General features: G+C 33.4%; 19 protein-coding genes. 13 read left to right on the top strand and 6 right to left on the bottom strand.

What is annotated here, in order from left to right:
- The first annotated feature begins 10 nt into the window (after positions 1–10).
- The 9 genes from ABS764_RS12980 (at position 11) to ABS764_RS12940 (ending at position 12,426) form a co-directional block, all read left to right on the top strand.
- Entirely contained in the window at positions 11–775 is a 765-nt protein-coding gene (locus tag ABS764_RS12980) for a polysaccharide biosynthesis/export family protein (protein ID WP_408082231.1), read from the top strand.
- An 85-nt stretch (positions 776–860) separates the two neighbouring features.
- Positions 861–3,176 carry a GumC family protein gene (locus ABS764_RS12975; protein WP_408082230.1) on the top strand — a complete coding sequence of 772 codons (2,316 nt, stop codon included), beginning with the start codon at positions 861–863 and terminating at the stop codon, positions 3,174–3,176.
- 11 nt (positions 3,177–3,187) lie between these two features.
- Positions 3,188–3,604 (top strand): hypothetical protein, encoded by a 417-nt coding sequence (locus tag ABS764_RS12970; RefSeq protein WP_408082229.1) that lies wholly within the window; start codon positions 3,188–3,190, stop codon positions 3,602–3,604.
- On the top strand, positions 3,594–4,994 hold the full coding sequence (locus ABS764_RS12965) for an exopolysaccharide biosynthesis polyprenyl glycosylphosphotransferase (protein ID WP_408082228.1): 1,401 nt from the start codon (positions 3,594–3,596) through the stop codon (positions 4,992–4,994). The genes ABS764_RS12970 and ABS764_RS12965 overlap by 11 nt, the downstream gene beginning before the upstream one ends.
- Positions 4,995–5,011: 17 nt before the next feature.
- On the top strand, positions 5,012–5,179 hold the full coding sequence (locus tag ABS764_RS12960; protein ID WP_408082227.1) for a hypothetical protein: 168 nt from the start codon (positions 5,012–5,014) through the stop codon (positions 5,177–5,179).
- A 137-nt stretch (positions 5,180–5,316) separates the two neighbouring features.
- Positions 5,317–6,330, top strand: coding sequence for a class 1 fructose-bisphosphatase (fbp, locus tag ABS764_RS12955; protein WP_408082226.1), 1,014 nt, complete (start codon positions 5,317–5,319; stop codon positions 6,328–6,330).
- 59 nt (positions 6,331–6,389) lie between these two features.
- Positions 6,390–10,388 (top strand): non-ribosomal peptide synthetase, encoded by a 3,999-nt coding sequence (locus tag ABS764_RS12950; protein ID WP_408082225.1) that lies wholly within the window; start codon positions 6,390–6,392, stop codon positions 10,386–10,388.
- Entirely contained in the window at positions 10,366–11,157 is a 792-nt protein-coding gene (locus tag ABS764_RS12945) for a 4'-phosphopantetheinyl transferase family protein (RefSeq protein WP_408082224.1), read from the top strand. Before ABS764_RS12950 ends, ABS764_RS12945 begins: the two co-directional genes overlap by 23 nt.
- A 210-nt stretch (positions 11,158–11,367) precedes the next feature.
- Entirely contained in the window at positions 11,368–12,426 is a 1,059-nt protein-coding gene (locus ABS764_RS12940) for a glycoside hydrolase family 130 protein (protein ID WP_408082223.1), read from the top strand.
- An 8-nt stretch (positions 12,427–12,434) separates the two neighbouring features.
- Here ABS764_RS12940 and ABS764_RS12935 read toward each other — a convergent pair whose 3' ends face one another.
- Positions 12,435–13,061 (bottom strand): alpha-ketoglutarate-dependent dioxygenase AlkB family protein, encoded by a 627-nt coding sequence (locus ABS764_RS12935; RefSeq protein WP_408082222.1) that lies wholly within the window; start codon positions 13,059–13,061, stop codon positions 12,435–12,437.
- Between the two features lie 94 nt (positions 13,062–13,155).
- Here ABS764_RS12935 and ABS764_RS12930 point away from each other — a divergent pair, with 94 nt between their 5' ends.
- Both ABS764_RS12930 and ku read left to right on the top strand, forming a co-directional pair.
- Positions 13,156–13,920, top strand: coding sequence for an XRE family transcriptional regulator (locus ABS764_RS12930; RefSeq protein ID WP_408082221.1), 765 nt, complete (start codon positions 13,156–13,158; stop codon positions 13,918–13,920).
- 102 nt (positions 13,921–14,022) lie between these two features.
- On the top strand, positions 14,023–14,793 hold the full coding sequence (ku, locus tag ABS764_RS12925) for a non-homologous end joining protein Ku (protein ID WP_408082220.1): 771 nt from the start codon (positions 14,023–14,025) through the stop codon (positions 14,791–14,793).
- On the opposite strand, the gene ligD is transcribed toward ku, so the two are convergent.
- Positions 14,790–17,327 (bottom strand): DNA ligase D, encoded by a 2,538-nt coding sequence (gene ligD, locus ABS764_RS12920; protein ID WP_408082219.1) that lies wholly within the window; start codon positions 17,325–17,327, stop codon positions 14,790–14,792. The genes ku and ligD overlap by 4 nt on opposite strands.
- A gap of 18 nt (positions 17,328–17,345) precedes the next feature.
- Entirely contained in the window at positions 17,346–17,789 is a 444-nt protein-coding gene (locus ABS764_RS12915; RefSeq protein ID WP_408082218.1) for a hypothetical protein, read from the bottom strand.
- 358 nt (positions 17,790–18,147) lie between these two features.
- On the opposite strand from ABS764_RS12915, the gene ABS764_RS12910 reads away from it, so the two are divergent.
- Complete coding sequence (locus tag ABS764_RS12910) at positions 18,148–21,054, top strand: exo-beta-1,4-galactosidase (protein WP_408082217.1); 2,907 nt, start codon at positions 18,148–18,150, stop codon at positions 21,052–21,054.
- Positions 21,055–21,151: 97 nt separating this feature from the next.
- Here the strand turns inward: ABS764_RS12910 and ABS764_RS12905 are convergent, their stop codons facing one another.
- From ABS764_RS12905 to ABS764_RS12895, 3 genes are all read right to left on the bottom strand, one after another.
- Positions 21,152–21,565 carry a hypothetical protein gene (locus tag ABS764_RS12905; RefSeq protein WP_408082216.1) on the bottom strand — a complete coding sequence of 138 codons (414 nt, stop codon included), beginning with the start codon at positions 21,563–21,565 and terminating at the stop codon, positions 21,152–21,154.
- Positions 21,566–21,665: 100 nt separating this feature from the next.
- Complete coding sequence (locus tag ABS764_RS12900) at positions 21,666–22,565, bottom strand: SDR family NAD(P)-dependent oxidoreductase (protein ID WP_408082215.1); 900 nt, start codon at positions 22,563–22,565, stop codon at positions 21,666–21,668.
- 172 nt (positions 22,566–22,737) lie between these two features.
- Complete coding sequence (locus tag ABS764_RS12895; RefSeq protein WP_408082214.1) at positions 22,738–23,112, bottom strand: response regulator; 375 nt, start codon at positions 23,110–23,112, stop codon at positions 22,738–22,740.
- Positions 23,113–23,484: 372 nt separating this feature from the next.
- On the opposite strand from ABS764_RS12895, the gene ABS764_RS12890 reads away from it, so the two are divergent.
- Positions 23,485–24,621 carry a glycosyltransferase gene (locus ABS764_RS12890; RefSeq protein ID WP_408082213.1) on the top strand — a complete coding sequence of 379 codons (1,137 nt, stop codon included), beginning with the start codon at positions 23,485–23,487 and terminating at the stop codon, positions 24,619–24,621.
- Positions 24,622–24,631: the final 10 nt, after the last annotated feature.

The raw sequence follows: 24,631 nt of genomic DNA, 5'->3' as shown, positions 1-24,631 counted from the left end.
ATTAATAAACATGAAAAAAAGCCACTTACCAATAATTTTATTGTTTTTATTGCTATTACAGTCCTGTACTACAAGAAAACAGACCTTGTATTTACAGAATTTAGATGAATATTCGAATTCAGCAATAAAGTATCCAATGACTCCTATACAGCCTAACGACATTTTAAAAATTGATGTAGGCGATGTGAATCCCTTGGTTGCAGCTCCTTTTAACAGAACTTCAGCAAACAATAACGCAGACAGTTCTGTAGAAATGATGAAACTTAAAGGCTATTTAGTTACACCTGAAGGAACGATTACCATGCCTGTTTTAAACGAAATAAAAGCAGCAGGTATCACACCTTCACAGTTAGAAAATAATATAAAAGATCGTTTAGTAAGCGAAGGTTATCTGGTAAGCCCTACTGTATCTGTACGGGTTCTTAATAATAAATTTACCATTTTGGGAGAGGTAAAATCACCGGGTGTCATCAATTTTAGTGAAGAGTCTGTTAGCCTTCTGGATGCCATTGGGTTAGCGGGAGATCTTACTTATTTTGCTGTTCGAAAAGATGTAAAACTTATCAGGGAATTAGATGGAAAACGTATTGTCTATCACATTGATTTAACCAGTGCTTCCTGGATGTCCGACCCCAACTACCGTATCAGACAAAATGACGTGATAGTCGTATCACCCAATAAAGTTAAAGCAAACAGCGGTGGTTTAATTAAAGACCCGTTACAGCTTTTTAGTGTAGCAGCCTCTTTACTAACAATTTTCTTATTACTGAGATAAATACCTTAAAAATAAGATTCCCAGATTTTAATGCTGAATAGGATTTCACATTATAAAATAAACTGTAAATAATAAATTAAATATTATGGATGTAAAAAAGCAATTTTTAAAATATGTTCAGTACTGGCCCTGGTTTTTGGCAAGCTTTATTTTGTTTACAGCTGCCGCCTACTATTATTTAGGAGCCGTTTCGCCTACTTATGAGACTTCAGCTTTAATCAATATTGATAAAATGAGTGAAAAAGACAGTGAAATAATAAGTACTGATAAAGTGAAAACGGATAAAGAGGAAGATTTAGAAAAAGAGAAAGTGTTCATCACCTCTAATGATTTTTTATCTAAGCTTGTATCTGATTTAAAACTCAATATCAATTATTATGAAAAAGGCTTCATAGACAACAAAGTAATACTTGATATTCCGTTTGTATTTAAGACCCACATTTCGAATGATTCTCTTTCTAAAATAACCTATAATATCAAGGTTACAGAGGATGGGTTTTTTGTAAATGAATCAGTGAGTGACGGACTCTCTTTAGTTCGGAATAAAACAATTTATGATATTTCAGGTGTTCCGTTTTCGCTTGAACTGACTTCAAAAGCTAAAAAAAATCTCTCCAATTATCTGGATAAAGAATATGTAGTGACTGTTGAACCTACAGAGTTGGCTGTAAAAAAATTAAAACTCAACTTAGAGATAGCTTCAGATGAAAACTTAAAAACCAACTTAAGTTTAAAACATACCGGAACTAATCCGATGCAGTCCAAAAGAATTCTTAACAAGCTTATCGAATCTCTTGATGAGGATATTTTTGCTGAAAAACAAAAAAAGCTGGGAAAAACTGTGGCATATCTGAATCAGCGAATAGCCGCTTTTACAAAGGAAAAAGATTCTATTGAAAGTATTAAAGAAAGTTACCTGCGTAATAATAACATTTATGTTTTAGACCAGTATATTGCTACTAAAACAAACGAGAAAACTGCCAAAACAGCAAATTCTGCACTGAATGACAGACAAATATCATTGACCACTTTTGCCATTAATGATATTAAAAGAGCAGGAAATTCTCCTTTAGGAACAGATTATAATCTGGATCTTCCCTCATTGAGTCAAATGCTTATCAATTACAATTCAAGTCTTGCAGAGAGTGAATTAATTTTGCAGAGAGCACAAAAAAATAATCCCGCATATCTGAGTTTAGCAGCACAGTTACAAGTTCAGAAACAGTCTATTTTAAGTACATTAGGCGATTATTTAAATCAGCTAAAACAAACCAGAATAGTTAACAGAATAGAACAAAGTAATGCTATTTCCGAAGCAAAAAGTATTCCTACTAAGAACAAAGAATTAGGTAATATTGATAATGATTTAAGTCTGAAAGAAGAAACCTATCTGGCTTTATTACAAAAAAGAGAAGAGGCCGTTTTAAACGGAGCTGTTTTAGATTCTAACTTAAGTGTTCTTGATTTTCCGCAAACCAACTATTCGGCTATTTCTCCTAAGCCAAAGCCTTTCATGCTTGGAACCATTTTATTTAGTCTTTTACTGCCTTTTGGTATTGTATATGTTAAACTTAAAATGGATTCCAGAATTCATACACAGGAAGATCTTAACGGTCAACTGGCAGACATTCCTTTTCTGGGTAACATTCCCGAAATAGATGCAAATGAAAAACTGGACAATACGGCCACTTCCAGATCAGTAATCGCAGAAGCTACACGAACATTATTTTCCAATATCACTTATTTACTGCCTCATAGTAAAGATCAGCTGGGAAAAGTGCTATTGTTCACTTCATCCATTCAGGGCGAAGGAAAATCTTTTTGCGCTTTTCATAATGCTGTTACAATCAGTAACTTAAATAAAAAAGTACTGCTTATTGGGGCTGATTTGAGAAATCCTCAATTGCATGATTATTATAATGTACAAAAAAGCATTCCCGGACTCTCAGATTTCTTATACAACAGTAGTCAGAGTTGGAAAAATTTCTTAGTAAAAAAATCTGATTTTTCTGAAAATCTGGACGTTTTGTTTTCAGGAGAAATTCCTCCCAATCCGTCTCAATTATTAACTAATTCTAATTTTGAGATTTTACTTCAGGAAGCTAAATCATTCTACGATTTTATTATCATCGATTCGGCTCCTGTACAGATTGTGTCTGATACGCTCAATTTCAGCTATCTGGCTGATGTAACTATATATGTGGCCAAATCTAACTTCTCTGAAAAAAGTAACCTTTTACAATTAAATGATTTTATAAAAAAAGGACAATTAAAAAATGTAGGTGTCATTATTAACGGAATCAGTAAAAAAAGTGCTTACGGTTACAGCTATAATTATAGTTACCAGGAAAAAAAGGTAAAAGCACCATGGTTTAAAAGAAGCATGGCTTTTAATAATTAAAAACATTTAATATGGAAAAAAAAGCGATCCTTTTTACACTGTTGGTAGTGAGTTTGTTAGTTTTTTATTATTCCTGGTTACCGGATCCTAATATGAAATCTGAGGCTTATTTGCCCAAATGGCTTTTGGACTGGAGTAATAGAAATTACAATCTGCGTACCGGTGTTCCGTTTATTCCTTTCGGGTATTTTCTGGCGGCTTATTCACAGATAACGAACTTTAACAAAACAGATTTAAACGCCAATTTTATTTTTATACAAAACCTTGGTGTTGCTGGAATTGTAGCTTTTATTGCCGAAGGAGGGCAATTTTTAATCCAAAGCAGAAATCCTGATTTGATGGATATTTATTTTGCAATTATAGGAAGTTCAGTAGGAGCTTTTACTTATAATTTATTTAACAAAATACGATTTAAAAATGCGAAATAGACACAAATTTACGTTTGTAATTTCCTGTGCCATTGCAGATATGTCGGCAATGATATTTTCAACTTTGATTTTTTTAAAGTTTGCCACAGAAGAAAGCCTGGGTTGGGATACTTTATTTCTGAATAAAATGATTCCAATAACGGTTTTGAGCTGGTTATTTTCAGTATCTTATTTTAAACTGTATAAAATTGATGTTCTTTTTAGTCTGGAACACTTTTTCCGTAACAGCTGGCGTGCTTTTCTGACCCAGCGAATTTTATGGCACATTTACATTTATATTTTTCAGGATGATATCTCTTATTTTTTTGAAAGTAAAGCCAATTTAATTCAGCTGAGTTTTTTATTATTTTACTTTTTATTATCCAGAACGATATTTACCCTGATTATCAGAAAAATTAAAGAATGGGTTTTTAAACGCTTTACCGTTGCCATTTGGGGATTTAATCTTACCAGTATTCAACTGGCTTCCTATTTAGAAACCAATTCCTTTTTTATTCATTTTGTAGGCATACTTAACGAAAATAATCCGGTTACTTATTCTTCTAAGGAAGAGTTTACTCAGGCACTTACTGAAGCTATTGATAACGCTTCTAAAGATAATATCAATGAACTGTACATTGTATGCAAGCCAGATTTTATATCTGATCTGAATAGTTTTTTTGAGCTGGGTGACAAGCATTGTATGCGATTAAAGTTTATTCCTGATTTTTCATCCATTTCAAAAAAACATTTCAGCTCAACGAACTTAAATAATTTTCATGTTATAAAGCCTCGTTATGAACCGCTTCAGGATGCTTATAACCGCCTGGCTAAAAGAATATTTGATATCGTATTTAGTCTGATGGTGATTATTTTCATCTTATCATGGCTGTATCCATTATTAGCTTTTCTTATCAAAAGAGAAAGTAAAGGTCCTGTGTTGTTTAAACAAATGCGGACAGGGAAAAAGAATGAACCTTTTTGGTGTTACAAATTCAGGAGTATGTATACCGATATGGGAGATGAAGCGCAACAGGCTAAAAGAGGCGATTCCCGAATCACTCCTATAGGAAGATTTATTCGTCGCACCAGTTTAGATGAAATGCCTCAGTTTTTTAATGTATTGATGGGTAAAATGAGTGTCGTAGGACCCCGGCCCCATATGATTAAACATACTACAGATTATAATAGTCATATTAATAATTTCATGGTTCGCCATTTTGTAAAACCCGGAATCACAGGGTTGGCGCAGGTTACCGGTCTTAGAGGAGAAACTAAAAAAGTATCTGATATGAAACGACGTGTCAATACAGACATCGATTATGTACAACGATGGAGTATTATTACTGATATTAAAATATGCATTTTAACGGTTGTTGTAACGTTAAAAGGTGATGAAAACGCTTTTTAAACTTAAAACTTAAAATTATGAACACTACTTATTTTTTCATTGGTTTACTTACAGGAGTTTCTGTAAGTGCCTTTTTTATTGGTAAAGAATTGTACAAATACTACACAAAATATACAATTCAAAAAAAACAACTGGACAGGATTTTAAAATTGAATGACAGAATTAAAAAATTCAAAGTTGCATAAAAGGCTATTGCAATTATGGTACCCGTTTCAATTTTAATTTGTCTCTGCCACATTCAATATCAGCTGCTTCAGAAAAAAAATAAGTTTAAAATCCTTTACACCTAACATTCATTAGGCTACTTAAAACTAAACTAAATATGGAAAGTAATAAAACATTAGGTGAGTTTATCATAGAAAATCAACAGGAATTCAAGTATTCTTCCGGAGAACTGTCCCGACTTTTTAACTCCATAAAATTAGCTGCAAAAGTTGTTAGTCATAAAGTTAATAAAGCTGGTTTAGTAGATATTGTAGGAGGTGTAGGAGGTAAAAATATTCAGGGGGAAGACCAGCAAAAATTAGATGTGTATGCAAATGATATTTTTATTGAAACATTAATTAACCGACAGATTGTTTGTGGTATTACTTCTGAAGAAAATGATGATTTTATAAGCGTTCAGGGAAGTGATAACAGTAACACGAATAAATATATCCTGCTAATGGATCCTTTAGACGGTTCCTCTAATATTGATGTAAATGTTTCTGTAGGGACGATTTTTTCTGTTTACAGAAGGATATCTGAGATAGGAACTCCGGTAGTATTAGAAGATTTTCTGCAGCCTGGTATCAATCAGGTTGCAGCAGGATATGTTATTTACGGAACTTCGACAATGCTTGTTTACACTACAGGTCATGGCGTTAACGGATTTACGCTGAATCCCGCCATTGGAACCTTTTACCTTTCTCATCCTAAAATTAAATTCCCTGAAAAAAGCACTATATATTCTGTAAACGACGGAAATTATACTCATTTCCCCGAAGGAATTAAGGATTTTATCAGGTATTGCAGGCAAGAAGGAGAAGACAGGCCATATACTTCAAGATATATAGGAAGTCTGGTTTCAGACATGCACAGAAACATGCTTAAAGGTGGTGTTTATTTGTATCCCAATACCAGATCCAATAACGGCAAACTGCGGCTTTTATATGAATGCAATCCTATGGCGTTTATAACTGAACAAGCCGGAGGCAAAGCATCTGACGGAAAGTCCAGAATAATGGAGATAGAACCTCAAAGTTTACATCAAAGGGTACCCTTTTATAGCGGAAGTATCAAGATGGTGGAAAAAGTTGAAGAATTTATAGCTAAATCTAAACTTCATAAAGTTTGATTTATTAAAAACTATTGCGTCTGACTAATGAACTAAATTATTAACCAATACTGTAGCTTATGAAAAAACTATTACCCGAAGCGAATACAATTGAATTGGATTTGCTTTCCAACGAAATTGAAAGCGTAATACAAACAACAAATACTCAATTAGAAATCTGGACCGATTGTTTAATTGGAGGTGATGATGCAAATAAAGCAAACAACCTCTCTTATTCCATTAAATTTGATGGTAAATTGGTGGTAGAAGCTTTAGAATATGCCTTAGATACTTTAGTTCAGCGACATGAATCGTTGAGAGCTACTTTTAGTTCTGATGGAATAGGTATGAATATTTACAAGAATCTAAAAATAGAAATAGCTCATACAGATATTTCTTATTTTACTGAAAATGATAAAGAAACTGCAAAGTCAGATATCATTTCAGATGAAGTAAATACTCTTTTTGATCTTGTAAAAGGTCCTTTATTCAAACTGAAATTAGTTAAAATTGACGAATTAGAAAATATGCTGGTTTTGACCTATCATCATATCATTGGCGACGGTTTAAGTATTAAAATCATGCTGGAAGAACTCAGCATTCTTTACTCGGCATTCATTGAAAAAACAATTCCCAAACTCACTGCTCCGGAACGGTTTAGTGCTTATGCACGAATAGTAAATTCGTTAGCTCAGGATAAGGATTATAAGCAAACAGAAGATTTTTGGTTAAATACCTATAAAGATTCTGTTCCTCAAGTCGAATTACCTCTGGATTATACCAGACCCGCTTTAAGGACTTATAACAGTAAACGTTTTGATTATTCTGTTGATATAAAACTGATTAATTCTTTAAAACAATTGGGAAACAGTGCCGGCTGCAGCCTGGCGACTACTTTTCTTATCGCTTTTGAAGTTTTTCTTTGTAAACATACCGGTCAAAAAGATTTAATAGTTGGCTTTCCCGTTTCAGGAAACAGGAGGTATGATATGAAAAATTTGATAGGAGATTGTGCAAATCTGCTTCCTGTGCGTAGTCAGGTAGACGGTAACGTGAGCTTTTTACAATACTTAAAACAACGGTATCCTCAGATAATAAAAGCTTACATAAACAACCAGCATAGTTTTGGACATTTACTTCAAAAACTTTCAATTGCCCGCGACTCTTCAAGAATTCCTATGATACCGGTTACATTAACGGTTGATTTAAGCAGGGATATGGAAACAGAGTTTTCATTTATAGGGTTGAATTATGAGTTTGAAATTAACCCTGCTGCTTACTCCTCATTTGAAATTAATCTGCATGCCTGCATGTCTGACAATAAACCTACACTGCAATGTTCTTATAATACTTCATTATTTAAAGAAGAAACAATAAACAAAATGATGGTGTCATTTGAAAAAATATTAACCAAATTAGTATCCAGTCACGAAAGTCCAATAAATGATCTTTTAAAAGAAGATTATTTGGAAGATTATAAAGTACTGAATGATACCGAAGCTCCCTATCCTTACGTTTCATTATCTGAATTGTTAAGTCAGCAGGCGGAAATTTCACCTGATAATATAGCCATTGAATTTAATAAAACGGCAATAACTTATAAGGATTTACATATAAAAGTAAATCAGTTTGCGCATTTTTTAGTGGCACATGGTGTACAATCCGGAGATTATATAGCCGTTTCCTATCCGAGAAGCCCTGAATTAGTATATGCTATTTTAGCCATTATTCAATGTGGAGCGGCCTATTTACCTTTAGATCATGAATATCCAAGTAAACGTGTGGAGTACATGATGGAGGATTCTGAGGCTAAATTTTTGCTGACCAGTGAAGTTTTGTCATTATCACTGCCAAAATGTTCTAATACAATTTTAATTGATGATGCGATGCAATCCTTACATCAATATCCGTCAACAAAACTGGAAACTAGTGTTGACCCTGAAAATATTTTATATCTTCTGTATACTTCGGGATCAACAGGAAAGCCAAAAGGTGCTAAGATATCGAACAGAAATGTAGTAAACCTGTTTTTTTCTTTACAAATTGAGCCTGGGATAAAAGAAACAGACCGACTTCCTTTTATTTCTACTATTTCTTTTGATATTGCAAGTTTTGAATTGTTTTTCCCTTTGTTTAAAGGAGCTACTCTGGTTATTCCGGAACACGAAACGGCAAGTGATGGCAGGTTATTTCATGAAATGCTGGACAAAGAAAAAATTTCACTTGTTGTTGCTACGCCTACTACTTATCAAATGCTTTTAGATGCGGGATGGACAAAAAAATTACCTTTAAAAATATTATGCTGTGGAGAACCTCTGCCTCATAAACTGGCGCAGGAACTGATAAAAAGAAGTGATGAATTGTGGACATTATATGGTCCTACCGAAGTAACTATTTTTTCATCGTGCAAGCATATAAAAAATGAAGAAACGATAATTTCTGTGGGGGCTCCAATTGCTAATATGCAATATTATATTGTAGATGAACAAGGAAAACTGTTACCGCCTAATACTATTGGAGAGATAGCTATCGGAGGAGACGGAGTAGGAAAAGGATATTTAGGAAAACCGGAATTAACTGCGGCAAAGTATATTCCTAATGTTTTTTCAGATAAAAAAGATGCTGTCATGTATCTTTCGGGAGATTTAGGCAAATTGCTGCCCAGCAATGAAGTAATGTGTCTGGGACGTATTGATCATCAGGTTAAAGTACGCGGACACCGTATTGAAATTGGCGAAATAGAACATGTCCTGATGGCTATTAAAGGAATTAAATCAGCCATTGTGCTAGCGAAAGAAGATATTCTTGTTGCTTTTATTGTAGCGGAATATGAAATTTTAAAAGAAACAGAGGAAATCAGGTCATGGAGAAACGAATTATCTTCACAATTACCCGGTTTTATGGTACCGCATGTTTTTCATATTCTGGACAAAATGCCCAGAACGCTTAATGACAAAGTGGATCGTAAAGGCTTATTAGAATATAAATCAGATGCGGAGATCAATGAAAATTATACAGCACCACGTACTGATGAAGAAAAAATGGTAGCCGAAATTTGGCAGGAAAGTTTAAAAAAAGAGCGTATCGATATTTTTAGTAATTTTTTTGAAATGGGAGGCCACTCCATCATGGCTGTAAATGTAATGGTCGAAATAGAAAAAAAGACCGGTATACGGATTCCTCTTTCTGCTTTGTTCCAACATTCGACTGTTGAAAAATTTGCTAAACTGATAAACTTAGAAAGTCAGATTTCCTCAGATTATCTGGTGCCTCTAAAACCAAACGGAACCAAAACACCATTGTTTATAGTGCATGGTTCCGGACTTAATATTTTAAATTTTGCACATGTTATTAACCATTTTGATGAGGATCAGCCGGTGTATGGCTTTCAGGGGGTAAGTTCTAATGGATATAATAATTGGTTTGAATCCATTGAGGATATGGCGTCCATATATATAGAATCAATTATGGAAGTCAATCCTAAAGGTCCTTATGCTATTGCCGGATTTTCGTTTGGAGGTATTGTAGCTTTTGAAATTGCCCGTCAGCTTAAAAATCAGGGTAAAACAGTCAGTCTTATTGCTGCATTAGACACATATGTAGATTCTTCCTATTATTATGCATCTCCTGTACAAAAAAAGATGATCAGGTATTATGACCGTACTTACAGGCGTCTGGATTATTTAAAGCAAATGCTAACCAGCTGGGAAGCTTTAAAAGTGCGTGTCAATACTAAAAAAACATATTTGCAAAAAAAATATTTAGGACTAAAAGATAATATGACTCAACAAGAGCAATTAGCCCTTGAACATTTTATTGAAGCCGATAAAATGGTTGACAAAATTGTAAATCGCTATCATCTGATTCCTCAGTCTTTTGAAGTAGATTTATTTAGAGCAAAAGACGATGAAAATTATAAATTAGATCCCAATCATTTAGGATGGAAAAAAGCTGCATTAAGTGGTGTGAAAATTCATAATATTACAGGAAATCATCTGGGTATTACGGCACCTCCAAATGATAAAGTTCTGGCAAGAATGCTGCAACAGATTTTAGATGAAAAACACACAAACTGCTAAACTGCTCATTTCTTTTTTAAAGATAAAAAAGCTTGCCTTAATTCCTGAAAAAAAGTTTTATTTAGATGAAAATGCTATTCACATTTATTCCATTTATCTGCCTGATTTTACAGATTTAAAATCTGATTTGGCTGAATACCTGAATTCAAAGGAACTGTACAGACCTAATAATTTATATTTAGAATCAGATTATAAATTCATTGTTTACAGATCAATATTAAAAATTATTCTTGCCGCTTATACTAAATCAGATGCAAAAAAAATGAAGTTTGATTATCATTTGTACAAAAAACCATATCTGGCATCGACTCCATGGCTGCATTTTAATATTTCCCATTCTGAAGACTATGTAGTGATTGCAGTTTCCCGAAGAAATCTCGGAATTGATATTGAGTACATATCGCAGGACTTTCCCTTTACGAACCTTATTTCGGAAATTTTTGAAGATAAGGAAGTAACAGCAATTCATAATTCTAAGGATAAGAAAAAAATGTTTTACAGCTATTGGACAAGAAAAGAAGCCCTTGTAAAAGGGTTGGGAACAGGAATCAATGATAATTTTAAATATATTCCGTGTTCTGATGGTGAGCATATTATTAATGCAGAAATAGCAAGTACCACTACTAACTGGCACATATGTAATTTTAATATTTCTGATCATTACATGGGAGCGATAGCTTGTGAATTTTCTGCGTCATTTTCTAAAGATGTAGTTATTTATACTGTACCAAATGATATGAACCTTTTACGGAAAATGATCAATAATTAAAGCTTGATCTGAATGACTACAGGAATCTGTTGACTCTGAATTAAAAAATCTCCATAACGGAGATTTTTTTGTTTTTATACAATATTCTTTTTCTGAAATGGTTTTAATGTGTTGTTATATAGTTTTTTATATTTTTATATAGAGAAAAAGGATAAATAAAATCGCATAAGTTTTTATAACTTTCTGAGAAAAAATTTAATTTATAAAAGTATGACTGATATTGCCCGTCGTTTTCCTGAAAATCCGCTGCTAAAGCCAAAAGATTTGCAATCCGATAACAGGAAGCTGCAAATCATTAGTCTTTTGAATCCCGGTGTTTTTGAGTATATGAATAAGGTTTGGCTGCTGGTACGTGTAGCTGAAGGAATAATACAAAAAGAAGGAATGGTGTCTTTTCCTGTTTTAACGTTACAGGGAAAAACAGAAATTACTGAGATTCCGTTTAATGATCCTGATTTAGTTGCGACTGATCCCCGGGTAATTCAGTATAAAGAAGTGGATTATCTCACCACACTTTCGCATTTACGATTACTTTACAGTGATGATGGAATCCATTTTCAGGAACCTGCCGATAATGCTGTATTGACAGGTTTAGGCCTGCTGGAGCGATATGGAATAGAAGATTGCAGAGTAAGTAAAATAAATGAAATTTACTATTTAACTTATACGGCAGTTTCTGAAAATGGAGTGGGAGTAGGATTGCGTACTACGACAGACTGGAAAAATTTTGATAACAAAGGAATGATTTTACCTCCGCATAATAAGGACTGTGCTATTTTTGAAGAATTGATCGATGACAAATTCTATGCACTGCATCGTCCTTCAAGTCCGCAAATTGGGGGCAATTATATCTGGCTTGCCGAATCTTTGGACGGGATTCACTGGGGCAATCATAAATGTATTTTGAAAACCCGCAACAAAATGTGGGACAGTGCAAGGGTAGGAGCCGGTGCAGCTCCAATTAAAACAGAACAGGGCTGGCTCGAAATTTATCATGGTGCAAATGCCGAAAATCAATACTGCCTGGGAGCTTTTCTGATGGATCTTAGTGATCCTTCAAAAGTTATTGCGCGAACAACTGATCCCATAATGGTTCCCATGCAGGAATATGAAGTTCAGGGTTTTTTTGGTCAGGTAGTTTTTACCAATGGTCATATTGTAAACGGGGATATTCTTACCATTTATTATGGTGCCGCCGATGAATTTGTTTGCGGGGCTCATTTTTCTATTGCCCAAATCCTGTCGGTATTGCATTTTGATGAAACTTAAATAGTACATTATATTTTTCGCTTTACTCTTCTGAAAGTTAAATTAATCCGTGGCAATACCTCTCTGGATGTTTTAGGAACATGATGCTGCCAGAAACTGTTAGTAGTTCCTGCCATAAGCAGGAAAGTACCATGATGTAACGGAATTTCAAGCGGTGCAATATCTTTTCGAAATTTATGGCGCAATTTGAACATTCTTGTTTCTCCAAAAGTGACCGAAGCAATAACAGGATTGGGACCTGAATTAGCTTCTTTATCACTATGCCAGGCAACACTGTCATTGCCGTTTCTGTATAAATTTAGCAACACGCTATTAAAATCAAGGGCAGTTTCTTTTTCTACCTTTTTTCTGATTGTTAAAAGTTCTGGTGTCCAGTCCGGATCATTTTCATTAGAAGCTGTATTTTCTTTGTCTTCGTACCAGGCAATCATTCTGGGAGCTTTGACTGTTTTATCAAAAATTTCCATTTCGTATTCTCTCCATGTTGTTTCATGAAGTAATAGATTATAATAACGGTCTGATTCTTCTTTAGAGAAAAAATTATCAATCAGAATCAATTCTGTATCCGGCAAATCATAAACAATTTTACCACGCTGACCTGAGAAGAACAAATCAGTATCATTAAAAAGTTTCATTATAAGTGAATTTATTTTTTAGTTAAAAACAAAATTAATACAGATTGTAACAAAAATCATTATATTTGATGTTACAAATTATAACAATTTTACAATGTCTTTATTTTCAGATAATATCAGAGCGCTTCGAACAAAAGATAAAATTTCTCAGGAAAAAATCGCACAGAGTTTACAAATTACCAGAGGCAGGTATGTTAAATATGAAGACGGGACTTCCGAACCTCCGTATAATATTTTAAAGAAAATAGCCCATTATTTTCATCTCAGTATTGATTTATTACTTTCTGTAGATGTGCGTAAAATTGATATTCAGGATTTATTAAAACTGGAAAACAACCGACTGATTTTACCTATCCAAGTAGATCAGGCAGGTGAAAATTTCATCGAAGTAGTAACACAAAAAGTAAAAGCAGGTTATCTAAACGGATATGCAGACCCGGAATATATTGAGAATTTACAGCAAATTTCGCTTCCTTTTTTAGGTCCTGGCAAACACCGTGGTTTTCCTATTGAAGGGGATTCAATGCCGCCTCATGAAGACGGAAGTATTGTTATAGGACGTTATGTCGAAAATTTAGGGGAAGTGCAGGACGGGAAAACCTATATTCTGATTACAAAAAGTGAAGGAATGGTATACAAACGTTTGAATAAAAATAAAAAAAATGCTTTGGTTTTAGAATCTGATAATAACTTTTATCCTAATTACGAAGTAAAAGTATCTGATATTTTAGAAATTTGGGAATACACCTGTAACATTGGCAGAAGCGATAAAAAATATGAAACAAATGATATAGAAAGCCTTAAATCGATGATTTTAGAACTGAAAAAAGACATTCATACGATTAAAAGTACAACATAATATTGTAAGCTTCCCGTATAATCCTGTAAGTTAATTTAGAGTGTTTTTTTTGATCTTGTAAAGGATTAATTAAGGCTTATAAATAACCTAAATTTAAAAAATATGAGAGCGATTTGGACGGGTTCGATTAGTTTTGGTCTGATTAATATTCCTATTAAGATATTTTCAGCTGTACAGGAAAGCAGTCTGGATATGGATATGCTGGATAAGAAAGACCATGCCAATATAAAATTCAAACGCGTCAATGAAAATACAGGAAAAGAAGTGGCGTATTCTAATATTGTAAAAGGCTATAAATTAGAAGACAACTATATAATATTAGAAGATGAGGATTTTGAAGCTGCTGATGCCGTAAAATCTAAAACGATAGACATTCAGAGTTTTGCTTTCGAAAAAGAAATAGAAAGTATTTATTATGAACAGCCTTATTATTTAGAACCTGATAAAGGTGCAATGAAAGCGTACGGATTATTACGCGATGCCTTAGCCAAGTCAGGAAAAGTAGGTGTGACCAGTTTTGTGTTACGCAATAAAGAGAGCCTGGCCATATTAAAACCTTACAAGAATGTTATTTTGTTAAACAGAATTCGTTTTGCTCAGGAAATAAGAGAAACATCGGAGTTGAAGGTACCTGCTGTTTCTAAACGAAAAACTAAAGAAATGGACATGGCCACCAAGTTAATAGATCAGCTCACGGAAGAATTTGATATTAGCAATTTTAAAGATGAATATACCGCCAAGCTTTTAAAAATAATAAAAAATAAAGCCAAAGGCAAAAAACAAAAGCCATCAAAATTAAAAGTGGTGCATAAGCAAAGTGATGATTTAATGAGTATGCTTAAAGCAAGTCTGGAAAATAAAAAATCATCTTAGTCTTTTTTTCTGTTTTCCAATAATGTCAAAATCTTTTTAATATTTATTCCTTTTCCAAGAACCGGACGCCATAAATCTCCTTTTTTCTCTAATCGTTTCAAGATATTTTTGATTGTAAATTGAGACGGATGGAGTTTAGCATCGACCTCCTTCCATTCCAGTGGTGTAGATATCCATGCTCCTTTTACCGGGCGTACAGAATATGGCGCTGCCAGTGTCTGTCCTCTGCGGTTTTGAAGATAATCTATGTAGATTTTATGATTTCTTTTTTTGATAGTTCTTTCTAAAGAAGTGATATCCGGAAGCTGTTTATGAATTTCTATTGCTAAAAGTTCGGCTAATATTTTAATCTGCTCATAATCATATTTCGCTCCTAACGGAATATATACATGCAATCCGGTAGCACCTGAGGTTTTACAATAACAATCAGATTCGAGTCCGTCTATTACTTCTTTAACAGCTAGTGCAGTTTTCACAACTTCTTCAAATTTATGTTGAGCCGGATCAATATCAATAACCAGCCAGTCCGGATTTTCTGGTTTTTTTATAGTTGAATTCCACGGATTAATGTCAATACAGCCTAAGTTGGCCATGTATAACAACGTTTGTTTATTATTACAAATGAGATAATCCAGGTGTTTATCATTCGATTCTGAATATACTTTTTCTGTTTTTAACCAGGACGGAATTTTGTCTGTATCTACATCCTTCTGATAAAATCCGGAGGCATTAATTCCATTTGGAAAACGATTCATGGATTGCGGACGATTTTTTAGGTAAGGCAGAATAAAATTGGCCACTTCATTATAATACTGCACAATATCGCCTTTAGTAATACCGTCTTCAGGAAAATATATTTTATGCTGATTGGTTAAATGTAATTTTATTTTACCAATTTTTAAATCATAATCCTTTTTTGTTTCAGCTGCTTCCTCCGCTTTATTCATCTTCTTTTTATCAGTTGTTACGGTTTTACTTTTGGTAGATAAAAGTACTTCTGAAGCATTTTTATCCGTTCTTAATCCCAGATAAACAGGATGTCTTAAATGCAAATCATCAGTCCATTCGGTAAATTTCACCTGACATACCAGTTTGGGTTCTACCCATTGAATGCTATCGCGCTGCGCTATTTTTTCCGTGATTACAGCTTCAGTGGTAAAATAAGGCTGTAATGTTTCATACAATTCTTTCAGAGTTGCATCGCTAAAACCGGTACCGCATTTCCCGATAAATTGTAATTTTTTGCCTTTGTATTGTCCCAAAAGCAAAGCACCAAAATTTTTTCTGGACTTTTTAGGTTCTGTTAGTCCAATAATAATCGCTTCTTCCTGCTGTACAATTTTTATTTTCAGCCAGTCATTACTTCTTTTGCCTGACAGATAAATACTGTCTGCTTTTTTTGCTATAATGCCTTCAATTTTATTTTTAATTGCTTTTTCAAATTCTTTGATTCCGTTACCTACGGTGTGTTCGGAATAAAAAACATGGGATAGTTTATGCTTATCGAGTAGTATTTTAAGCAATTCTTTCCGCTCCAGTAAATTTAGTTTTAAGGTACTGTTTCCGTCCAGATTCAGGATATCAAATACATAGTATTTTAAATTTCCTGTACCTGTTTTAAGGTAATTTTGCAGCAGCTGAAAACTGGCCTTTCCTTCATTATTCTCCACTACCACTTCGCCATCTAAAACAACGGTATGCTCTATTTTTTTTAACTCAGGAATAAGAGTTTCAAAACTTTCATTAAAAGAAAGTTGATTTCTGCTCCATAAATTTATTTCATCAGGATTGATAACAGCAATAGTTCTGTAGCCGTCATATTTATTTTCGAATACCCAATCTTCATCATCAAAAGGCTTTTCGGTACTGGCGGCTAACATGGGTTTTATAAAAACCGCAGCTTTCGATTTTACCGCAGCTTTTGAAGGTTTCTTTTTTTCGGGAGCTGCAGTTGAGGTTTTCTCTGCTTTTTTTTCTAAGTCTTCTAAAGTTTTTTTAGAAATCACGGACTTATTTTTTAGTAAAATATCAGTCTCAGAAGCATATTTGTCGTTCTTTTTGATTAACAGCCAGGCGTTTTCCTGTTTCCCTTTGAGTTTTACTAAAGAGAATTCTCCTTTTAACTTTTTACCTTTTAAAATAAAGCTTAAACGTCCCTTCTTTAAATTTTCTTTTAATGTTTTTTCAGGTGATGTAGTGTTATCAGCAGCAGTATAGGTTCCGTTATCCCATACTATAACATTTCCTGCTCCGTAATTTCCCGCCGGAATATTACCTTCGAAATCTTTATAACTGTACGGATGATCTTCAACCATCATGGCCAGACGTTTTATTTCCGGATTCATCGAAGGACCTTTGGGTACCGCCCAACTCACTAATACACCATTTAATTCCAATCGGAAATCATAATGTAAATGAGAAGCTGCATGCTTTTGTACTACAAACAGCAGCTCATTTTCAGACTGATCTATTTTTCCTTTTGGTTCTTTTGTTTGTTTAAAATCACGTTTTTGATTGTATTTATCTAATGACATGCTTTAACTTTTTTGAATTTAGAAAAGAGTGTAAACAGCGAATGCAGAAAGTCCAAAAATGACATGCACAAAAAAGAGTTGCAGATAATATCCTTTGAAATCAATTTTAGGATTATAATCACTGATTTTAAAAATAATTACCCAGCTTAAAATCCCTATTATTCCGCTAATTGCTCCCAAAATGAAGGCAGCAATCCAGGTTTCACTTATGATTTCATTTTCCCAAAGTAAATAATAACCAAAAACAAATAAAAAACCAATTGCATAATGAATAATCCAGCCCAGTACATTTTTAGTTTTTGCAGATAATGAAATGGCTAAGGCAGTAAGACAATAGCTCAGTAAAACGGGCTCTTTATATAATTCTCTGAAACTTTCTGAAATGATATAACTAAAAAGGGTCATCACAGATGTTGCAACCAGCGAAGAAATTAAAATTTGTATAAAAGTTTCAATAATCATAATCTGTTGTTTAACAATGTGATGAAACAAATTTAAGAGAATGAATAACTGCTTTTTTATATAATTAAAAGTTTTAATTGTATAATTATAATTTTCAATAATCTGAACAGTTTCAGGCGTACCGGTTAAAAAAATGTGAGAGGGATTTAATGATGTGTTTTTTAAAAGTTGAGGTATTCACATGACTTTAGTACTTTTAGCCGAATGAAAAACTGAAAAGGAGAGTTTTCTTCTCTTACAGGTTTTTGGAAAAAAAAATATTTTTTTGGCGACTTTAAACAAGCTTTAAAAGTTAAAGTAATATTTTGCGGTATTAAAAGATAATTTACCGATTCGTAAATTTTAAAAAAAGTATAACATGGTAAAAAAGTATTTCTATAGCTGTCTGTTTTTGATAGCATTATTCACTTTAAGCAGTTTCAGTATTAACGATGAAGTAATTCGTCTGGATGGCAACTGGCATTTTGAAATTGATCGAAATAACGAAGGAATAACCCAAAAATGGTATAACAGAAATCTTTCGGACAATATCAAGCTGCCGGGTTCGATGGCTGAATTTTTAAAAGGGGATGAAATTACACTCAAAACTAAATGGACGGGATCTATTTATGACAGCTCGTTTTACTTTAGACCCAGTTTAAAAAAATACCGCGAACCGGGAAATATTCACATTCCTTTCTGGCTGACTCCGGCAAAGCATTATGTGGGTGCTGCCTGGTATCAAAAAGAAGTGAACATTCCTGCCAATTGGAATGGCAAACGAATTATTCTCCATTTGGAAAGAGCACATATTGAAACCAGAGTTTGGGTTAACGATAAGGAAATTGGTTTACAAAATTCATTGGTGGCTCCGCATGTTTATGATTTAACAGCTTATCTTACTAGCGGAAAACAGCGTATTACGATTCGAATAGACAACAGTATCAAAGAATTAAATGTTGGACCTGATTCGCACAGTATTAGCGATCATACACAGGGAAACTGGAATGGAATCATTGGTAAAATAGCTTTGGAAGCTGCTTCTCCGGTTTATATAGACGATGTACAGATTTATCCGGATGTAAAAAACCGAAAAGCGCTGGTAAAAATTAAAATCAATAATTCTACACTTAGACCATTTAGTGGAAAAATAGGAATTTCGGCAAAGAGTTTCAACAGTTCAAAATCAGATAAGACTCAGGAAATACTCAGTAAAATAATAGTAGCAAAATCAGATACTAAAATTATTGAAATAGAATTGCCTTTTGGAAAAGGAATGCTGACCTGGGACGAATTTGATCCTGCCTTGTATCATCTGGATGTAAATTTGGTTGCTAAAGGAATAGAAAACAATAAAAAAGTTTCCTTTGGAATGCGTGAGTTCAAAATTGAAGGAAACCAATTTTTAATCAACAACAATCCCGTTTTTTTGAGAGGAACCTTGCATAACTGTGAGTTTCCGTTGACGGGTTATCCTGCAACTACGGTAGAGGCCTGGGAGAAAATTTTCCGGAAAATGAAATCCTATGGACTAAATCACGTTCGTTTTCATTCCTGGTGTCCACCGGAAGCAGCTTTTAAGGCTGCGGATATCGTTGGACTTTATTTACAGCCCGAAGGACCAAGCTGGCCCAATCACGGACCAAAAATAGGATTGGGACAGCCAATTGATCAGTTTTTGTATGATGAAACAATACGAATGGCAAAAGAATATGGGAATTATGCTTCTTTCACCATGTTGTCGGCGGGAAATGAGCCAGCAGGAAATCAGGTGAAATATTTGAATGCTTTTGTTGATTTCTGGAAAGCAAAAGATAACAGGAGAGTATATACAGGAATGTCCGTAGGCGGAAGCTGGCCTGTGGTTCCCAATGCAGAGTACCAGTCCCGTGGAGGTGTGAGAGGATTAAACTGGAATAAAAATCTGGAAACCGAATCGGATTTTAGTTCAGCTATTGCGAAGTTTAAAGTTCCATTTGTAGCTCACGAAATAGGGCAGTATTGTGTATTTCCAAATTTTGCCGAAATCAAAAAATATACAGGTGTTTACAAAGCTAAAAACTTTGAAATGTTCCGTCAGGAATTAGCAGATCATAAAATGGGCGATCAGGCTAAAGATTTTTTGAATGCTTCGGGAAAATTACAACTCTTATGTTATAAAAATGAAATTGAAAAAATATTGAGAACACCGGGTTATGCTGGTTTTCAAATGCTGGGATTACAGGATTTTCCCGGTCAGGGAACAGCCTTGGTAGGAGTATTGGATGCTTTTTTTGAAGAAAAAGGATATGTAACAGCTCAGGAATATTCCAGATTTTGTAACTCCACGGTTCCGCTGGCTAAGATTCCAAAATTTGTATATAGTAATGAAGAGAATTTTAAGGCTGAAATTCTGCTTACTCATTCAGGAAAAACTCCCTTGCAAAATGCAGTAATGAGTTGGACAATTAAAAATGAAAAAGGAAATTTACTTTCTTCAGGAAAATTCAATCCTAAAACTTTTGAAAACGCAAATGGAATTTTTGCAGGCGATATTGATTTTGCTTTAAGCGAAATAACAGCTGTATCTCAACTAAATTTAGAAGTAAAAGTCAATGGTACTGATTTTGCTAATGATTGGGATTTTTGGGTATATCCCAATAAGAATCCTGAAGTGTCATCATCAGTTTACTACACAACAACCTTAGATAATAAAGCCAAAGAAGTGTTGAATAACGGAGGAAAAGTATTTTTGAATGCAGCAGGAAAAGTAGTAAAAGGAAAAGAAGTAGAAATGCATTTTCTGCCTGTTTTCTGGAATACGTCCTGGTTTAAAATGCGTCCGCCGCATGTTACCGGGATACTTATTCAGGATAAAAGTCCGGCTTTTAATAATTTCCCAACGAGTTATCACAGCGATTTGCAGTGGTGGGATATACAAAACCGCGCTCAGGTGATGAACTTAGAAGATTTTCCGGATGATTTTCGACCATTAATCCAGCCAATTGATACCTGGTTTATGAACCGCCGACTGGCATTGGTATTTGAAGCACAAGTGGGTAAAGGAAAAATTATAGTAAGCAGTGCTGATTTAGGACCGGATGTTCAAAACAAACCGGCATCTAAGCAACTTTATTTTTCACTTTTAAAATATATGAATTCGCCTGACTTTAATCCTGAAAAGAAGTTGGATATGAAAGTAATTCAGGATGTATTTAGCAGTCCTTCAAGAGAAATTTTTGATACCTATACTAAGGACAGCCCTGATGAACTGAAACCGAATTCAAATCAGAATAAAGTGAAATAACAAAATGTAAATTATGATGTAATTAATTTCCCGTTAGTGATAAGAATGATAATAATGTTGATTCAGAAAAAACATGAATTTGAAAATGCCCCAAAAGTCAGATGTTATTTGGGGCATTTTTTTGTTCGGTTTCAGAAATTTTTTCAATTTCGGCTATTTCCACTTTTTCTTTTTTTATAGACTGTCGTAAAAGAGCAAATAAACTCATGTAAACGTTTGCTACAAAAACTAACGAAAAACCGGAAATGATATATCCTCTCCAGTCGGTGAGTAATAATTTATATTGCGTCAGAAGCAGAAAAAAAATAGTAATATAGTGACTAAAACAATATTCGCAGGTGAAGAGATAAAAGAATTTTCGTTTTATAATAGTTTTTTTATTTTTAGAACATACTACGCACCATTCTTTAAATTCATGAAATATTTGTTCATGTGTTACCGTCCATGAAATACAGGCAACGGGTATTGCTAATACTAAAAGCCATATTATCTGTACATATATTTCCTTCATAGTTGTTTATTCTTTAAAGGTTTAAATTTTACGAAGATTAAAAAATAATTTTAAAGCCGTAAAAGAGAATGCTATGCTTTTTTGAGAATAGTAAATACAACTAAAATTGTTGTTTTAATACTATATTTTGTTTTTCCCTGATAGCATTGATATATTCCCATTCTCTTAATGATGCTGGATGTAGTGGTTTATTGCGTCCTCCTTTTTTACTGCTTTTTTTTAATTGTTTTTCCATATTAGCAGTAATCCTGTCCTCTGTCATAATATTGTTCAGTATACTCTGGAATTTGTTTTGTAAGCCCGGTAATGCTATAAGTTTGTTCTTCTCTAAAGCTTTCATACCGGCTTTGGCAACTTTCTCAGGACTTGCAAGCTCTTTTTCTTTATAGGTCACAGTATGTTCTGCTTTTGCTTTATGAAAGAAATCAGTATCTGTAGGCCCCGGTCTTAGTGTAGTAATTGTGATATTAGTATCTTTAACTTCATTAGCAATAGCTTCTGCAAAAGAAAGTATAAATGCTTTTGTTGCCGCATACACAGAGAAATAAGGTGATGGTGTATTTGATACAGAAGAAGCAAGAAAGAGGATTTTACCTTTATTATGAAGTATCATATCCCGGAGATAAAATTTAGTAAGACTTAATACCGAGTTGATGTTGAGTTCAACCAGACTAATTTCCCGTTCAATATCAGTTTTACAAAATTTTCCCCATTCGCCCTGACCGGCATTATTAATTAAAATGTCAATGAAAATTTCAAGTTTTTTAGTGATTTGATAAATTTTTTCGGCAGATTCCCTGTCGAATAAATCAATGGGTATTTCTATAACCTGAATCGTTTTGTCTGTTGCAATATCTTTCATTTCAACAGCAGTCTTTCTGAGGTTTTCTTCATTGCGTGCCACTAAAATAAGGTTGTAATTTTTCTCAGCATAAAGTTTTGCGAATTCATACCCAATTCCGCTTGTGGCACCCGTAATTAATACATTTTTCTTTTTCATGACAAATTATTTAATGTAAACATTTGAATACTATTAAGTTACTTTCAAATCTATAAGAAGAAAAAATAATTAATTTATAAAATTCAAAGTTTTAATTATATAATTCTCAACATCTTTTAAAAGAAGAATTGTATATTATAAGTAAGTCTTTATAAAAAATCGAAACTGTAAATTACATTAATAGAATTTTGCTTAAAAGTTTTCTGAGTTCAGATATAGAGTTGGGTTTCACCAGATAATCTCTGGCTCCGGAGATTATTGCATCTTCAGCATATAATGATGATGTAGATAAAAAAATTACTGGAATATCTTTTATTTTTTCACTTTTTTTGATTTCGCTCAATACTTCTTTACCGGACATACACGGCATATTGATATCCAGAAAAATTAAATCAGGATTTATTTCTCCATTAATTAACTTATGTAAAGCGTCTATTGGATTTTGAATAGAAGTGTATGCAGCATCAGTAATAGTTTTTACTGCCTGTTCAAAAAAATCACAATCATCAAAATCATCATCAATTTGTAAAATGTTTTTATACTTCATTTTTAGTAGGTTTGTTTTTGTCTTTAAAAACATTTTGGGGGAATGCCTGTAAAGTTTTGTTTATTAATAGCACTCATTATTGTAACTAAGAAAAATATATTATTTATACTTATTCCAATAAAAAATAATAAAATCCATACACAAATTTATATAAATTTTCTTAACTATTACTTATTTGTAGACCGGATTTATTTTTTACAATACAAAATATTTCTTTTGTAACTGTAGAAAGAGGGCTTAAAATTATGTAATACTCGCATTTTATTATGTAAGAATTTATAAAGAGATCACTAATACATTTGTAACAGCCTGTTAAAAATGTCTTTTTTCCGGATATTCCCCAGATCAACTTTAACCTAAAAATTTAAGACTATGATAAACAATTTAAAGGATGCTCAAAAAAATAGATTATATAAAAATAAATTATCTTATGGAAGTAAACCACAGCATTATGATATGATTGTGTTTTCTCATATTAGATGGCAGTTTGTTTATCAGCGTCCGCAACATATCATGAGCCGAATGGCAAAAAAAATGAAAATACTCTTTATTGAAGAGCCCTTGCAGTATGATGAGAATAAGGATTTGGGAAATCTTATTATTGTAGATGAAAAGCTCCATGTTTTACAACCGAATGTGACCGAAATTGAGTCTATTGCCGAAATAATTCCGGCTTATGTAAAAAACGAAACTATTTCTTTTGGATGGTTTTATTCAGCAGCTTTTTGTCCATTGATGGGATTTATAGATTTTGATACTGTTATTTATGATTGTGTGGAAGAACTTTCGATATCTAAAGGCACTTCGGCTGATTTACTTCATCAGGAAAAATACCTTATTTCTCAGGCAGATATTGTTTTTACAGCAGGAAAATCTTTATACGAATCAAAGAAGAGATTTCATAACAATGTGCATTGTTTTCCCAATTCAGTAGATGAATCTCATTTTTCCAGAGCTTTAAACGGAATTGCAATTCCTGAAGATATTGCGGCTGTAAAATCACCTATAGTGGGATTTTATGGTGTTATTGATGACCGTATTGACCTGCAGCTGCTTCATGATGTCGCTAAAAAAATGCCTAATATTTCGTTTGTTATGATAGGACCATTAACAGAAACAGCAGAGGCCAATCTCCCAAAAGAACCCAATATACATTATCTGGGAATGAAATATTATAATGAACTGCCTAATTACCTAAAGGCTTTTGATATTGCTATGATGCCTTTCAAAATAAATGAAAGTACGCACTACCTAAATCCAAACAAAACATTAGAATATATGGCGGCAGCAAAACCTGTCATTTCAACAAGGGTTAACGATGTAGCACGGGATTACAGTATTTGTGTAAGTTTAATTGATACCGCAGATGATTTTTGCGAGAGCATCAAATTTTTATTGGAAAAAAGAGATCGATTGTCAATGGAAATGGAATATTATAAAATTTTGCAGGATACTTCCTGGAACGCTACAGTTGATAAAATCGACTTAACAATTAAGGCTTTTGCCTAATACTATAAAT

It is taken from the genome of Flavobacterium plantiphilum, from assembly GCF_046000495.1.
In the GTDB taxonomy this organism is placed as follows: domain Bacteria; phylum Bacteroidota; class Bacteroidia; order Flavobacteriales; family Flavobacteriaceae; genus Flavobacterium; species Flavobacterium plantiphilum.
The sequence above is the reverse complement of the archived record's forward strand: the minus strand, read 5'-3'. Positions and strand labels throughout refer to the sequence as shown.

Bases quoted from the DNA above. Each gene is read 5' to 3' on its own strand.
- ABS764_RS12900 (WP_408082215.1), bottom strand. From the start codon at position 22,565: ATGAAAAAGAAAAATGTATTAATTACGGGTGCCACAAGCGGAATTGGG.
- ku (WP_408082220.1), top strand. From the start codon at position 14,023: ATGAGAGCGATTTGGACGGGTTCGATTAGTTTTGGTCTGATTAATATT.
- ABS764_RS12915 (WP_408082218.1), bottom strand. From the start codon at position 17,789: ATGATTATTGAAACTTTTATACAAATTTTAATTTCTTCGCTGGTTGCA.
- ABS764_RS12910 (WP_408082217.1), top strand. From the start codon at position 18,148: ATGGTAAAAAAGTATTTCTATAGCTGTCTGTTTTTGATAGCATTATTC.
- ABS764_RS12975 (WP_408082230.1), top strand. From the start codon at position 861: ATGGATGTAAAAAAGCAATTTTTAAAATATGTTCAGTACTGGCCCTGG.
- ABS764_RS12935 (WP_408082222.1), bottom strand. From the start codon at position 13,061: ATGAAACTTTTTAATGATACTGATTTGTTCTTCTCAGGTCAGCGTGGT.
- ABS764_RS12960 (WP_408082227.1), top strand. From the start codon at position 5,012: ATGAACACTACTTATTTTTTCATTGGTTTACTTACAGGAGTTTCTGTA.
- ABS764_RS12950 (WP_408082225.1), top strand. From the start codon at position 6,390: ATGAAAAAACTATTACCCGAAGCGAATACAATTGAATTGGATTTGCTT.
- ligD (WP_408082219.1), bottom strand. From the start codon at position 17,327: ATGTCATTAGATAAATACAATCAAAAACGTGATTTTAAACAAACAAAA.
- ABS764_RS12895 (WP_408082214.1), bottom strand. From the start codon at position 23,112: ATGAAGTATAAAAACATTTTACAAATTGATGATGATTTTGATGATTGT.
- ABS764_RS12940 (WP_408082223.1), top strand. From the start codon at position 11,368: ATGACTGATATTGCCCGTCGTTTTCCTGAAAATCCGCTGCTAAAGCCA.
- ABS764_RS12905 (WP_408082216.1), bottom strand. From the start codon at position 21,565: ATGAAGGAAATATATGTACAGATAATATGGCTTTTAGTATTAGCAATA.
- ABS764_RS12970 (WP_408082229.1), top strand. From the start codon at position 3,188: ATGGAAAAAAAAGCGATCCTTTTTACACTGTTGGTAGTGAGTTTGTTA.
- fbp (WP_408082226.1), top strand. From the start codon at position 5,317: ATGGAAAGTAATAAAACATTAGGTGAGTTTATCATAGAAAATCAACAG.
- ABS764_RS12945 (WP_408082224.1), top strand. From the start codon at position 10,366: ATGAAAAACACACAAACTGCTAAACTGCTCATTTCTTTTTTAAAGATA.
- ABS764_RS12965 (WP_408082228.1), top strand. From the start codon at position 3,594: ATGCGAAATAGACACAAATTTACGTTTGTAATTTCCTGTGCCATTGCA.
- ABS764_RS12980 (WP_408082231.1), top strand. From the start codon at position 11: ATGAAAAAAAGCCACTTACCAATAATTTTATTGTTTTTATTGCTATTA.
- ABS764_RS12930 (WP_408082221.1), top strand. From the start codon at position 13,156: ATGTCTTTATTTTCAGATAATATCAGAGCGCTTCGAACAAAAGATAAA.
- ABS764_RS12890 (WP_408082213.1), top strand. From the start codon at position 23,485: ATGATAAACAATTTAAAGGATGCTCAAAAAAATAGATTATATAAAAAT.